Source organism: Streptomyces sp. NPDC059850 (assembly GCF_042731515.1).
Classification (GTDB): domain Bacteria; phylum Actinomycetota; class Actinomycetes; order Streptomycetales; family Streptomycetaceae; genus Streptomyces.
Genome location: NZ_JBHWJI010000031.1, coordinates 1 through 13,691 on the forward strand (window position 1 = coordinate 1; position 13,691 = coordinate 13,691).

Annotated in this window: 9 protein-coding genes; 6 read left to right on the forward strand and 3 right to left on the reverse strand. The window is 70.4% G+C overall.

What is annotated here, in order from left to right; all coding sequences use genetic code 11:
• Positions 1–68: 68 nt before the first annotated feature.
• Positions 69–644: a dCTP deaminase gene (dcd, locus tag ACFV9T_RS24570; protein WP_385443925.1), complete on the forward strand. Its 576-nt coding sequence runs from the start codon at positions 69–71 to the stop codon at positions 642–644.
• 6 nt (positions 645–650) lie between these two features.
• Positions 651–1,148 (forward strand): phosphoribosyltransferase, encoded by a 498-nt coding sequence (locus ACFV9T_RS24575; protein ID WP_385443927.1) that lies wholly within the window; start codon positions 651–653, stop codon positions 1,146–1,148.
• 32 nt (positions 1,149–1,180) lie between these two features.
• Here the strand turns inward: ACFV9T_RS24575 and ACFV9T_RS24580 are convergent, their stop codons facing one another.
• Positions 1,181–2,170, reverse strand: coding sequence for a Yip1 family protein (locus ACFV9T_RS24580; protein ID WP_385443929.1), 990 nt, complete (start codon positions 2,168–2,170; stop codon positions 1,181–1,183).
• Between the two features lie 127 nt (positions 2,171–2,297).
• Complete coding sequence (locus ACFV9T_RS24585; protein WP_385443931.1) at positions 2,298–3,839, reverse strand: FG-GAP repeat domain-containing protein; 1,542 nt, start codon at positions 3,837–3,839, stop codon at positions 2,298–2,300.
• Between the two features lie 585 nt (positions 3,840–4,424).
• Here ACFV9T_RS24585 and ACFV9T_RS24590 point away from each other — a divergent pair.
• The gene (locus tag ACFV9T_RS24590; RefSeq protein ID WP_385443933.1) at positions 4,425–7,322 is read left to right on the forward strand and encodes a SpoIIE family protein phosphatase; all 2,898 of its coding nucleotides are present in this window, start codon (positions 4,425–4,427) and stop codon (positions 7,320–7,322) included.
• A gap of 71 nt (positions 7,323–7,393) precedes the next feature.
• Here the strand turns inward: ACFV9T_RS24590 and ACFV9T_RS24595 are convergent, their stop codons facing one another.
• Positions 7,394–9,658: a heterodisulfide reductase-related iron-sulfur binding cluster gene (locus tag ACFV9T_RS24595; RefSeq protein ID WP_385443935.1), complete on the reverse strand. Its 2,265-nt coding sequence runs from the start codon at positions 9,656–9,658 to the stop codon at positions 7,394–7,396.
• 273 nt (positions 9,659–9,931) lie between these two features.
• Between ACFV9T_RS24595 and dnaK the strand changes: the two genes are divergently transcribed.
• Genes dnaK through dnaJ form a run of 3 tightly spaced genes read left to right on the forward strand, consistent with a single transcriptional unit; the run spans position 9,932 to position 13,689 of the window.
• Positions 9,932–11,800, forward strand: coding sequence for a molecular chaperone DnaK (gene dnaK / locus ACFV9T_RS24600; protein WP_385443936.1), 1,869 nt, complete (start codon positions 9,932–9,934; stop codon positions 11,798–11,800).
• Positions 11,797–12,456, forward strand: coding sequence for a nucleotide exchange factor GrpE (grpE, locus tag ACFV9T_RS24605; protein WP_385443938.1), 660 nt, complete (start codon positions 11,797–11,799; stop codon positions 12,454–12,456). Before dnaK ends, grpE begins: the two co-directional genes overlap by 4 nt.
• Positions 12,457–12,501: 45 nt before the next feature.
• Positions 12,502–13,689 (forward strand): molecular chaperone DnaJ, encoded by a 1,188-nt coding sequence (gene dnaJ, locus ACFV9T_RS24610; RefSeq protein ID WP_385443940.1) that lies wholly within the window; start codon positions 12,502–12,504, stop codon positions 13,687–13,689.
• Positions 13,690–13,691: the final 2 nt, after the last annotated feature.

Consider the following 13,691-nt stretch of genomic DNA (forward strand, 5'->3'; position numbering starts at 1 on the left):
TCGGGGGGGGGGGGGGGGGGGCGGGGGGGGGGGGGCCCCCCCCCCCCGCCACTGCGTATCCTCGTTCCGTGCTTCTCTCAGACAAGGACATCCGGACGGAGATCGACGCCGGACGGGTGCGAATCGATCCGTATGACCCGGCGATGGTGCAGCCGTCGAGCATCGACGTCAGGTTGGACCGGTATTTCCGGGTCTTCGAGAACCATCGCTATCCGCATATCGATCCGGCGGTGGAGCAGCCGGATCTGACGCGGCTGGTGGAGCCGGAGGGGGATGAGGCGTTCATCCTGCACCCGGGGGAGTTCGTGCTCGCCTCCACGTACGAGGTCGTCACGCTTCCGGTGGACCTTGCCTCGCGGCTCGAGGGGAAGTCGAGCCTCGGGCGACTGGGGCTGCTGACGCACTCGACGGCCGGTTTCATCGACCCCGGGTTCTCGGGGCACGTGACCCTTGAGCTGTCGAACGTGGCGACGCTGCCGATAAAGCTGTGGCCGGGGATGAAGATCGGGCAGCTGTGCATGTTCCGGCTGACCTCGCCCGCCGAGCATCCGTACGGCTCGGCGCGGTACGGCTCCCGTTACCAGGGGCAGCGCGGGCCGACGCCGTCGCGGTCGTTCCAGAACTTCCACCAGACGAAGGTGTGACCGGCCGTGGCTGAGGAGCGCGAGAACCTTACGTACGAGCGGTTCGGCACGGCCGTCCGCGAGCTGGCGCAGACCATCGCGGACGACGGGTACGAGCCGGACATCGTGCTGTCCATAGCCCGTGGCGGGGTCTTCGTCGCGGGCGGGCTGGCGTACGCGCTGGACTGCAAGAACATCCACCTGGTGAACGTGGAGTTCTACACGGGCGTGGGGACCACCCTCGACATGCCCGTGATGCTCGCGCCCGTGCCCAACGCGATCGACTTCTCCGACAAGAAGGTGCTGATCGCCGACGACGTCGCGGACACCGGCAAGACGCTGAAGCTGGTCCGCGACTTCTGCCTCGGGAGCGTCGCCGAGGTGCGCAGCGCGGTGATCTACGAGAAGTCGCAGTCGCTGGTGAAGTGCGAGTACGTGTGGAAGCGCACCGAGCAGTGGATCAACTTCCCCTGGAGCGTCGAGCCGCCCGTCGTGCGGCGCGACGGGCAGGTTCTTGACGCGTAGACGGTAGAGGGGCCCGGAGGCGGGCCCCTCGCCTACAGGGTTCCCAGCTTGACCAGCGACAGCAGCGCGATCAGCTGGATCGCCGACGCGCCCAGCGCCTTCTGCCACGGCAGGTCGTGCGACTTGCTCACCATGGACGTGAAGAGCGCGCCCGCCGCCAGCCAGGTCGCCCAGCCCAGCACCTGGACCAGGGGGCTGTCGCCGCCCAGGAAGACCGCGAACAGCAGCCGCGGCGCGTCCGTGATCGACATGATCAGCATCGAGAGGCCGATCGTCGGTCCCCAGGTGCCGTCGCCGCCCAGCTGGCGGGCGAGGGTGTGGGTGACCGCGCCGAGCACCAGGGCGCTGATCACGACCGCGACGCCCGCGCTGAGGATCCACGGGATGCTGTTGCCCAGCGGGGCCTTGAGGACGTCCGCACGGGCGTCGTCGAAGCCGAAGACCGCCAGCAGGCCGTAGACGAACGTCACGATGAGGGCCGGGATCCACACCGTGTAGTCGCGCATCTGCCAGAAGGTGGCCGCCGGGCGCAGCACGATGCCGCTCAGCAGCTGCTTCCAGTGCAGCCGGGGACCGGCGGGCGGGGCGGTGGAGGACCCGGCGCGGTAGGTGCTGCCGTCGTCGTACGAACCGGGGCCGGGGCCGTACGGGTCGTACGCGTCGGGCGCCTCGCCCACGCTGAACGCCTGCGTATGACCGGCGTTGTTGTCCGCGAAGGCGCCGGGGCCACCCGGGCCGGGGCCGCCGGGGCCCGGTCCACCGGGGGGCGGGCCGCCCGGTCCCGGTCTGTACGCGCCGCCCTGGCCGCCCTGGCCCGGTGCGCCGCCTCCCGGCCCGTAGTACGGGTCCTGGCTGCCGAAGTACTCCGGCTCTCCCTGTGAGGCGGGCTGCTGCCACTGCGGCTGCGTGCGGCCGTACGGGTCCTGCGACCCGTGCGGCTGCTGCTGCGGTCGCTGCTGCTGCTGCCCTTGTTGCGCGGAGTGGGAGTCCCGTCCGCGTCCGATCCTGAATCCAGCCACCATTCGAACGTACCCGGTCGTGGGGGGTGGGGTGCCGGAGCGGAGGGACAGGCCCGGCATTGCTGCCGAGCTGTGACATCCCTTAGGGGGACCCTGGGGGGTTTACCCCCCACCAGGGCCTGCCGGAGTGCTAACGGGCCCCCGTGAAGGGCCTGCTGGAGAAGGTGATCTTGTCGGAGGAGCCGTTCGTGATCCACCAGCGCTCGGGCCCCTCGCCGTAGAGGGAGAAGGCGATGCCGGGGCCCCAGGCGAGCACGACCTCGTCCTTGCCGTCGTGATCGAAGTCCGCCGCGCCGTAGAGCCGGGCGGCGCGCTCGTCGGGGCGTACGGCCTTGCCGTCCACCCGGGCCGGGGCGGTGCGGGTGAGGGTGTGGCGAACCACGGCGGCAGGGCCGGTACGGCCGGTACGGCCGGTACGGCCGGGGCGCGGGGCCAGCAGCCGGGCGCCGCCGGAGCCGAGCGGGACGGCCAGCTCGTCGGAGCCGTCGCCGTCCGTGTCGGCGGCGACCATCGTCCCCGACATGCCCGGTACCGGGAGGGAGGGGGAGGAGCGGACGAAGCGGCCCGTGGCGGCGCCGTAGTAGACGCTCACCGTGCGGCCGATGTCCGGCTTCTCCGTCGCGTCGCCGCCTTCGTCGGCGCGGGTGCCGCTGGCGCCGACGGCGACGTCCCGGCGGCGGTCGCCGTTGAAGTCGCCGAAGGTGATCGAGTTGCCCTTGCGCAGCGTCCGCCCGGTGTGCCGCAGCCCCCGTGGGCCCGCGGTCAGGAGGGTGGAGCCGGACTGGGTGGCGGCGCTGATGCCGTGCACGACCAGGTCGGTGGGGCGGTCGCCGCGGATCCGGTCGGCGACGAGGTCGCCGATCTCGGCGTGGCCGCCGCGGAACGGGCTGCGGTACGGCACGGTCCTGGCGGGCTGGCCCGCGCGGCTGAACGGCCCGTACAGGACGAGGAACGAGCGACGGTCCGCGCGGACCACGGCCAGGTCGTGGTGGCCGTCGCCGTTGAAGTCGCCGACGGTCGGCCGCTGCGGATCGACGGAGTCGGCGGGGCCGGTGAGCTGGACGCGGGCGGCTGCGCGGGCGTGCGGCGGGCCGCCCGCGCTGCCCCACGCGATGTACGGAGCGGTCCGCACCGTGGCGTGGGTGCGCTTGGCCTCGGCGGCGCTCAGCCGCTCGCCGCCGGTGGTGGTGACGTCGGCGTAGCCGTCGCCGTCGAGGTCGGCGGTGGCCACCTCGGTCGCGCCCGCGACGGCGACATCGCCGTCGGGCAGGCCCAGGTCGGCCCGCCGGAGGACGGTGCGGGTGGTGGGGTGGAGGCCGTCGTCCGAGCCGTGGACGAAGGCGATCCGGCTGGGCAGGCCGCGCTTGCGGGGCGGGACCGGAAGCTGGAGGTCCGGGTAGCGGTCGCCGTTGACGTCGTCGGGCAGCTCGCTGCCCTTGCCGCGCGGGACGGGGGCGGTCGCGGGCTGGGCCCCTCCGGATGTCGCGGCCGACGACGGACGCCGGTCCTGTGGTGGCCCGTCGCCGGAATCACCCACTCCGCATCCGGTGAGCAGCGCGAGCACACCGGCCCACACCGCGCAGGTGGCGAGGGCGGTGCGGCCTGTGCGGCCTGTGCGGCCGGTGTGGCCGGTGTGGCCGGAGTGTCGCGTGGGGGGAGGCGCGGGCGTCATCGGTCACCCCTAACCCATGCGGCGGGGTCACGGCAACCTGGACGGCCACCTGAACGGCACCTGGACGGCAACTGGACGGCAACCTCCAGGCAACCCGGGAGCCCTCCTGGAGGCAACCGGGCGGTAACCCGGAGGGCGATCCGCGCGGCGCTCGCGGCGCGGTCGAGGGGCGCTCGCGGCGCGCACGGGTGGTGCGTAAAGGAGGTTCCGGGAGTGATCAGTCCGCTTGACTGTAAAGATGACCTTTGGAGCACAAGGGCCGTCCAGGACATTTACCTACCCCCGGGTGGGGCATGATCCTGTAGGGATCCACAACCTTGTTGTGAGAAGGGATACTTCACGGCCAGGATCGGTACATGTTCGAAGCGGGCGAGCGGGGGCAGCCATGTGCGATTCGCACGAAGCGTCAGTGACGGGTGAGGCACCGAGACCCATGGAGGGTGCGAGCGGGGTGTAGGCGCGATGTCGGACGGGAGTGGCCGGCCGGCAGCGGCGGATGCCGCTCGCCCGCCACAGTACGAGGGTGCTAAAAATAACGACATGGCCGGACTTTTCGGTCGATCACGGGTCCCCTTGGCCCGGACCATGACCGACTGGCGGAATCAGCGCGGCCATCAAGGCCCCCGCCGTCAACGGAGTGCCCGCGAGCGGAACGGGCACGACGCCGCGGTGCACGAAACCGAGGTGCCCCAGGCACGTCAGTCGCGGCAGGCGCGTGAGCGCTACGAGGGGCAGGGCCTCCGGGGCCGTCGGCGCGACCGGAAGCGCCGCCGCCCGGGCCGTGGTGTGCGTACGGTCGCGGGCCAGGTCTTCGTCCTGCAGGTGGGCGTCGTGCTGCTGCTCGTCGTCGCCGCCGTGGTGGCGCTCGTCCTGCAGTCCCGGTACGACAGCGAGCGCGAGGCCCGTAACCGCTCGATGGCCGTCGCCGAGAGCTTCGCGAACGCCCCGGGCATGGCCGCCGCGATGCGCGGCGCCGATCCGACCGCCGCGCTGCAGCCGCTCGCCGAGCGGGCCCGCAAGGGCTCCGGCGTCGACTTCGTCGTGGCCATGTCCACCCACGGGATCCGCTACACCCACCCCAATCCGAACCGGATCGGGAAGCACTTCATGGGCAGCATCGAGGGCGCGGTGAAGGGCCGTACGGTCACGGAGACCTTCACCGGCACGCTCGGCCTCTCCGTGCGCTCCGTGGTGCCCGTCCTCGACCAGCGCGGGAAGGTCGTGGGCCTGGTCTCGGCCGGGATCACGATCAAGAAGGTGAGCGGCGCGGCCAATCACCAGCTGCCGCTCCTGTTCGGCGCCGCCGCGGCCGCGCTCGCCCTGGCCACGGTGGGCACGGCGCTGGTCTACGGGCGGCTGCGGCGCCAGACCCACGGTCTGGACCCGGCCGAGATGACGCGGATGTACGAGCACCACGACGCGGTGCTGCACGCCGTCCGCGAGGGGGTGCTGATCGTCAGCGGCGACGGCCGCCTGGTGCTCGCCAACGACGAGGCGCGCCGCCTCTTCGACCTGCCGCACGACGCCGAGGGCCGTCTCGTCGCCGAGCTGGGCTTCGATCCGGGCACGGCCGAGCTGCTGGTCTCGGGGCGCCCGGCCACCGACGAGGTGCATACGGCGGGCGAGCGGCTGCTGTCCGTCAGCCACCGCCCCACCGACCGCAACGGCGGCCCGCCCGGCAGCGTCGCGACCCTGCGCGACACCACCGAGCTGCGCGCGCTGTCCGGCAAGGTCGACCTGGCCCGCAACCGCCTGAAGCTGCTGTACGACGCGGGCGTGTCCATCGGCACCACGCTGGACGTGGTGCGCACCGCGCAGGAGCTGGCGGAGTACGCGGTGGCCCGGTTCGCCGACTACGTCTCCGTCGACCTCGCGGACTCCGTCCTGCGCGGCGAGGAGCCGCAGGACGGCGCCGCCGGTACGACGGGCGGCGGCGGCAGCGCGGACGGCCGCCCCACGCCCCTGCGGCGTACGGCGCTCAGCGGCATCCGCGACGACGTGCCGCTCTACCCGCTCGGCCAGCTGATCCGGTTCACCCCGAACGCGCCCCAGGCCCAGGGCTTCCGCACCGGCGTCGTCACGGTCGTACCCGTGCTGAGCGACCACGGGGGCTGGCAGGAGCAGGACCCCGACCAGGCCCGGAAGATCGTCGACTGCGGCATCCACTCGATGATCACGGTCCCGCTGCGGGCCCGGGGCGTGGTGCTGGGCGTGGCCAGTTTCATGCGCGCGGAGAAGCCCGAACCGTTCGAGGAGGACGACGTCTCGCTCGCCGAGGAGCTGGTCACCCGGGCCGCCGTCAGCATCGACAACGCCCGGCGCTACACCCGCGAGCACACCATGGCCGTCACCCTCCAGCGCAGCCTGCTGCCGAGGGTGCTGCCCGAGCAGAACGCCCTCGACGTCGCGTACCGCTATCTGCCCGCCGAGTCGGGCGTCGGCGGCGACTGGTTCGACGTCATCCCGCTGCCGGGCGCGCGGGTCGCGCTGGTGGTGGGCGACGTCGTCGGCCATGGGCTGCACGCGGCGGCCACGATGGGGCGGCTGCGCACCGCCGTGCACAACTTCTCCACCCTCGACCTGCCCCCGGACGAGATCCTGTCCCATCTGGACGACCTGATCGCCCGCATCGACCAGGACGAGAGCCACAGTGCCCTGGCGGACGGCGACGGCGGCGGTGAGGTGATCATCGGGGCCACCTGTCTGTACGCGATCTACGACCCGGTCACGCGGCGCTGCACCATGGCCCGGGCCGGACATCCGCCGCCCGCGGTGGTGAGCCCGGACGGCTCGGTGGAGTTCCTGAACGATCTGCCCGTGGGCCCGCCGCTGGGCCTGGGCGGGCTGCCGTTCGAGACGGCCGAGCTGGAGCTGCCCGAGGGCAGCCATCTGGTGCTCTACACGGACGGGCTGATCGAGAAGCGCGACCGGGACATCGAGACGGGCATGGAGATGCTGGGCGACGCCCTGTCCCACCCCGGACGCTCCCCGGAGCAGACCTGTTCCGCGGTGCTGGACGCGCTGCTGCCCGAGCGCCCCAGCGATGACATCGCGCTGATCGTCGCCCGTACGAGGATCCTGGAGCCGGGGCGGATCGCCGACTGGGAGGTGCCGTCCGAACCGGCCCAGGTCGCTGAGATGCGGGCGGCGGTGGCCGGGAAGCTCGCGGAGTGGGAGCTGGGGGACGTGGCGTTCACGACCGAGCTGATCCTCAGCGAGCTGATCACCAACGCGATCCGCTACGCCACCGGCCCGATCCGGGTGCGGCTGCTGTGCGACCGCAGCCTGATCTGCGAGGTGTCCGACACGAGCAGCACCTCGCCGCATCTGCGGTACGCGGCGACGACGGACGAGGGCGGCCGCGGGCTGTTCCTGGTCTCGCAGTTCGCCGACCGGTGGGGGACGCGGTACACGGCGGAGGGCAAGGTCATCTGGACGGAGCAGACGCTGCCGCCGTCCAAGAACGGCAAGCCGAGGGGGTAAGGCCGTACGTACGGCACGAGGCCCGCCTGCTCATCGCGCAGGCGGGCCTCGGTGCGTCGTAGCTCAGCGGGTCACTTCACCGGCGCGGGCTCCGGGGCCTTCGCCGACTCGCCGTCACCCTCCGGCTCGGCGGGCGTCTTCACCGAGTCGAGCAGCAGCTGCGCCACGTCCACGACCTGGAGCGACTCGCTCACCTTGCCGTCGTTCTTCTTGCCGTTGACCGAGTCCGTCAGCATGACCAGGCAGAACGGGCAGGCGGTGGAGACGATGTCCGGGTTGAGCGACAGGGCCTCGTCGACGCGCTCGTTGTTGATGCGCTTGCCGATCCGCTCCTCCATCCACATCCGGGCGCCGCCCGCGCCACAGCAGAAGCCGCGCTCCTTGTGGCGGTGCATCTCCTCGTTCCGCAGGCCCGGCACCTTGGCGATGATCTCGCGCGGCGGGGTGTAGACCTTGTTGTGGCGGCCCAGGTAGCAGGGGTCGTGATAGGTGATCAGACCCTCGACCGGGGTGACCGGGATCAGCTTGCCCTCGTCGATGAGGTGCTGGAGCAGCTGGGTGTGGTGGATGACCTCGAAGTGGCCGCCCAGCTGCGGGTATTCGTTCGCGATGGTGTTGAAGCAGTGGGGGCAGGTCGCGACGATCTTCTTCTTCGCCTGCTCGACCACGACGCCCTCGTCAGCGTCCTCGCCGAAGGCCATGTTCAGCATCTCGACGTTCTGCTGGCCGAGCTGCTGGAACAGGAACTCGTTGCCGAGGCGGCGGGCCGAGTCACCGGTGCACGCCTCGTCGCCGCCCATGATCGCGAACTTGACGCCCGCGATGTGCAGCAGCTCCGCGAAGGCCTTGGTGGTCTTCTTGGCGCGGTCCTCCAGGGCGCCCGCGCAGCCGACCCAGTACAGGTAGTCGACCTCGGACAGGTCCTCGATGTCCTTGCCGACGACCGGGATCTCGAAGTCGACTTCCTTCGTCCAGGCCAGCCGCTGCTTCTTGGCCAGCCCCCAGGGGTTGCCCTTCTTCTCCAGGTTCTTGAGCATCGTCCCGGCCTCGCTCGGGAAGGACGACTCGATCATGACCTGGTAGCGGCGCATGTCGACGATGTGGTCGATGTGCTCGATGTCGACCGGGCACTGCTCGACGCAGGCGCCGCAGGTGGTGCAGGACCACAGGACGTCCGGGTCGATGACGCCATTCTCTTCCAGCGTGCCGATCAGCGGGCGCTCGGCCTCCGCGAGGGCGCTCGCGGGCACGTCCTTGAGCTGCTCCGCGGTGGCCTTCTCCTCGCCCTCGGCGTCCTTGCCGCCGCCCGCGAGCAGGTACGGGGCCTTGGCGTGCGCGTGGTCGCGCAGCGACATGATCAGCAGCTTGGGGGAGAGCGGCTTGCCGGTGTTCCAGGCGGGGCACTGCGACTGGCAGCGGCCGCATTCGGTGCAGGTGGAGAAGTCGAGGATGCCCTTCCAGGAGAAGTGCTCGATCTGCGAGACGCCGAACTGGGCGTCCTCGTCCGGGTCCTCGAAGTCGATCGGCTCGCCGTCGCTCACCATCGGCGGCAGCGCGCCGAGCGCCACATCGCCGTCGGCCTCACGCTTGAACCAGATGTTCGGGAAGGCCAGGAAGCGGTGCCAGGCCACGCCCATGTCGGTCTTGAGAGAGACCGTGATCATCCAGATGAAGGACGTCGCGATCTTGATCATGGCGACGAGGTAGGTGAGGTTCTGGATGGTGGTGAGGCTCAGCCCCTTGAAGGCGGCGATCAGCGGGTACGAGGCGAAGAAGCCGATCTCGTAGTGGTCGACGCCGTGCTGGACGCCCTCCAGGGCCCGCAGCGTCATGATCGACAGGCCGACGATGAGGATGACGGCCTCGACGAAGTAGGCCTGGCCGATGTTGGAGCCGCTGAAGCGGGACTTGCGGCCCGCGTCGTCGGGCCGGTTCAGCTGCCGGATGACGATCAGGGTGAGGATGCCGAGCGTCGTCATCAGGCCGATGGCCTCGGTGAAGATCTCCCACGGCAGCCAGTCGCCGATCACCGGCAGCAGCCAGTCGGACTGGAAGAGCTGGCCGACGGCGTTGACGATCGTCAGCAGCAGGGAGAAGAAGCCCACGGCCACGAACCAGTGCGCCACCCCGACGATGCCCCAGCGGTTCATCCGGGTGTGCCCGAGGAACTCCTTGACCACCGTGACCGTACGCCCGGTGGGGTCATCCGTCCGGGTGCCCGCGGGGACGGGCTGGCCGAGCGTCACGAAGCGGTAGATCTGCAGGATGGCACGGCCGAACAGGGCGACGCCGACCGCGATGAGGACCAGCGACACGATGATCGCGGCGAGTTGCATAAGGGCTCCTCGAACCTGCGAGAGCGGGAATTACTAAGCAGTAACTTATTTTGTCTTACCGAGATTACCCGGCCGGGCGCACGGCCATGTAGTCGACCGGCCGGTGATCTGCGTCGCTCGCCCGGCCCGCCCCGCTGACCTCCTCAAATGCTCTCTTGATCATAAGACTCATATAAAAGTTGAGCCGTGACGACTCATGTCTGTTGACAGCGAAAAGCGGATCATGCACGCTTGAGCCTGTTCCACTCAATGCTGTAGCTGGAGGATCCCGAAATGGCACGTGCGGTCGGCATCGACCTGGGTACGACGAACTCCGTCGTCAGTGTTCTCGAAGGCGGTGAGCCCACCGTCATCACCAACGCCGAGGGCGCCAGGACCACGCCTTCCGTCGTCGCCTTCGCGAAGAACGGCGAGGTACTGGTCGGCGAGGTGGCCAAGCGCCAGGCGGTGACCAACGTGGACCGGACCATCCGGTCGGTCAAGCGCCACATGGGCACCGACTGGAAGGTCAACCTCGACAACAAGGACTTCAACCCGCAGCAGATGAGCGCCTTCATCCTGCAGAAGCTGAAGCGGGATGCCGAGGCGTACCTGGGCGAGAAGGTCGCGGACGCGGTCATCACTGTCCCGGCGTACTTCAACGACGCCGAGCGCCAGGCGACCAAGGAAGCCGGTGAGATCGCGGGCCTCAACGTCCTGCGTATCGTCAACGAGCCTACCGCCGCCGCGCTCGCCTACGGGCTGGAGAAGGACGACCAGACCATCCTGGTCTTCGACCTCGGCGGCGGCACCTTCGACGTCTCGCTGCTGGAGATCGGCGACGGCGTGGTGGAGGTCAAGGCCACCAACGGTGACAACCACCTCGGTGGTGACGACTGGGACCAGCGCGTCGTCGACTACCTGGTGAAGCAGTTCAACAACGCCAACGGCGTGGACCTGTCCAAGGACAAGATGGCTCTCCAGCGCCTCCGCGAGGCCGCTGAGAAGGCGAAGATCGAGCTGTCCAGCTCGACCGAGACCACCATCAACCTGCCCTACATCACGGCCTCCGCCGAGGGCCCGCTGCACCTGGACGAGAAGCTCAGCCGCTCGCAGTTCCAGCAGCTGACCTCGGACCTGCTGGAGCGCTGCAAGACCCCGTTCCAGAACGTCATCAAGGACGCGGGCATCTCGCTGTCCGAGATCGACCACGTGGTCCTGGTCGGCGGCTCGACCCGGATGCCCGCCGTCGCCGAGCTGGTCAAGGAGCTGACCGGCGGCAAGGACGCCAACAAGGGCGTCAACCCGGACGAGGTCGTCGCCATCGGCGCGTCCCTCCAGGCCGGTGTCCTCAAGGGTGAGGTCAAGGACGTCCTCCTGCTGGACGTCACCCCGCTGTCCCTCGGTATCGAGACCAAGGGCGGCATCATGACCAAGCTGATCGAGCGCAACACGACCATTCCGACCAAGCGCTCGGAGATCTTCACGACGGCCGAGGACAACCAGCCGTCCGTGCAGATCCAGGTCTACCAGGGCGAGCGCGAGATCGCCGCGTACAACAAGAAGCTCGGGATGTTCGAGCTGACCGGCCTGCCGCCGGCCCCGCGCGGGGTGCCGCAGATCGAGGTCACCTTCGACATCGACGCGAACGGCATCATGCACGTCGCGGCGAAGGACCTGGGTACGGGCAAGGAGCAGAAGATGACCGTCACCGGCGGCTCCGCGCTGCCGAAGGACGACATCGACCGCATGATGCGCGAGGCCGATCAGTACGCGGAGGAGGACCACAAGCGCCGCGAGGCCGCCGAGACCCGCAACCAGGCCGAGCAGCTGGTCTACCAGACCGAGAAGTTCCTCAAGGACAACGAGGACAAGGTCCCGGGCGAGGTCAAGACCGAGGTCGAGGAATCGCTCACCGACCTCAAGGAGAAGCTCGAGGGCGAGGACACCGCCGAGATCCGCACCGCGACCGAGAAGGTCGCCGCGGTCAGCCAGAAGCTGGGCCAGGCGATGTACGCCAACACCGACGCCGCCGCCGGTGAGGCCGGTGCCGCCGGTGCGGACGGTGCCGAGGGCGCTCAGGCCAAGGCCGATGACGACGTGGTGGACGCCGAGATCGTCGACGACGAGAAGGCCGACAAGGGCCAGGGTGGTGCCGCGTGACGGAGGAGACCCCGGGCTTCGAGGAGCAGCCCGACGTCCCCTCCGAAGCCGCGCAGACCCCCGACGACGCGGCGAAGGGCGCCGGGTCCGCCGACAAGGCGGGCCCGGGGGCCCCGGCCGGGGACATCGAACAGGTAGCCATTCAGGCGCAGCTGGACCAGGTGCGTACCGCCCTCAACGAGCGGACCGCCGACCTCCAGCGCATCCAGGCCGAGTACCAGAACTACCGGCGCCGGGTCGAGCGGGACCGGGTGCAGGTCAAGGAGGTCGCGGTCGCGAACCTCCTGACCGAGCTGCTTCCGGTGCTCGACGACATCGGCCGGGCGCGGGAGCACGGCGAACTCGTCGGCGGCTTCAAGTCCGTCGCCGAATCGCTGGAGACGGTGGCGGCGAAGCTGGGACTGCAGCAGTTCGGCAAGGAGGGCGAGCCCTTCGACCCGCTGGTTCACGAGGCGCTCATGCACTCGTACGCGCCGGACGTCACCGAGACGACGTGCGTGCAGATTCTCCAGCCGGGGTATCGAATCGGCGAACGAACGATTCGCCCGGCGCGGGTCGCGGTCGCCGAGCCCCAGCCGGGTGCCTCGCCCAAGGGCCCGGGCGAAGGCGACGGCACGGCGCCGGACGAGGAGAGCGGTGGCCCGGAAGAGGGCTGACGCGACGGTGACGGCAGGAATACCAGGAGAGGAGGGACGTCGGGGATGAGCACCAAGGACTTCGTCGAGAAGGACTATTACAAGGTTCTCGGCGTCCCCAAGGACGCGACCGAGGCGGAGATCAAGAAGGCGTACCGGAAGCTCGCCCGCGAGTACCACCCGGACGCCAACAAGGGCGACGCCAAGGCCGAGGAGCGCTTCAAGGAGATCTCCGAGGCGAACGACATCCTCGGCGACCCCAAGCGGCGCAAGGAGTACGACGAGGCCCGCTCCCTGTTCGGCAACGGGGGCTTCCGCCCCGGGCCGGGCGGGGCGGGCTCCACCGGAAGCTTCAACTTCGACCTGGGCGACCTCTTCGGGGGCGCCCAGGGCGGCCCCGGTGGCGCGGGCGGTGCGGGCGGCTTCGGCGGCGGGCTCGGCGACGTGTTCGGCGGTCTCTTCAACCGCGGCGGGCCCACCCGGACCCAGCCGCGGCGCGGCCAGGATGTCGAGTCCGAGGTGACGCTCAGCTTCACCGAGGCCGTCGAAGGGGCCACCGTCCCGCTGCGGATGTCCAGCCAGGCCCCGTGCAAGTCGTGCTCCGGCACCGGCGACAAGAACGGCACCCCGCGGGTCTGCCCGACCTGCGTCGGCACCGGGCAGGTCAGCCGGGGCGGCGGGGGTGGCTTCTCGCTCACCGACCCGTGCGTGGAGTGCCGGGGCCGAGGCCTGATCGCGCAGGACCCGTGCGAGACCTGCAAGGGCAGCGGACGGGCCCGTTCCGCCCGCACCATGCAGGTCCGTATCCCCGCGGGCGTCAGCGACGGCCAGCGGATCCGGCTGCGTGGCAAGGGCGCCCCGGGCGAGACCGGCGGTCCGGCCGGTGACCTCTACGTCATCGTCCATGTGGACCCGCATCCGGTCTTCGGCCGGCGCGGCGACAACCTGACCGTCACCGTCCCCGTCACCCTTCCGGAGGCGGCGCTCGGCGGCGAGATCAGGGTCCCGACGCTGGGCGGCCCGCCGGTCACCCTGAAGCTGCCGGCCGGAACGCCGGGCGGCCGGACGATGCGCGCCCGTGGCAAGGGCGCGGTGCGCAAGGACGGCACCCGCGGCGACCTGCTGGTCACCGTCGAGGTGACGGTGCCGAAGGACCTCAGCGACGACGCTCGTGAGGCGCTGGAGTCCTACCGGGAGGCGACCGCGGGCGATGACCCGCGGGCGGAGCTGTTCCAGGCCGCGAAGGGAGCATGACC

Bases quoted from the DNA above. Each gene is read 5' to 3' on its own strand.
- ACFV9T_RS24590 (WP_385443933.1), top strand. From the start codon at position 4,425: ATGACCGACTGGCGGAATCAGCGCGGCCATCAAGGCCCCCGCCGTCAA.
- dnaK (WP_385443936.1), top strand. From the start codon at position 9,932: ATGGCACGTGCGGTCGGCATCGACCTGGGTACGACGAACTCCGTCGTC.
- ACFV9T_RS24580 (WP_385443929.1), bottom strand. From the start codon at position 2,170: ATGGTGGCTGGATTCAGGATCGGACGCGGACGGGACTCCCACTCCGCG.
- dnaJ (WP_385443940.1), top strand. From the start codon at position 12,502: ATGAGCACCAAGGACTTCGTCGAGAAGGACTATTACAAGGTTCTCGGC.
- ACFV9T_RS24585 (WP_385443931.1), bottom strand. From the start codon at position 3,839: ATGACGCCCGCGCCTCCCCCCACGCGACACTCCGGCCACACCGGCCAC.
- ACFV9T_RS24595 (WP_385443935.1), bottom strand. From the start codon at position 9,658: ATGCAACTCGCCGCGATCATCGTGTCGCTGGTCCTCATCGCGGTCGGC.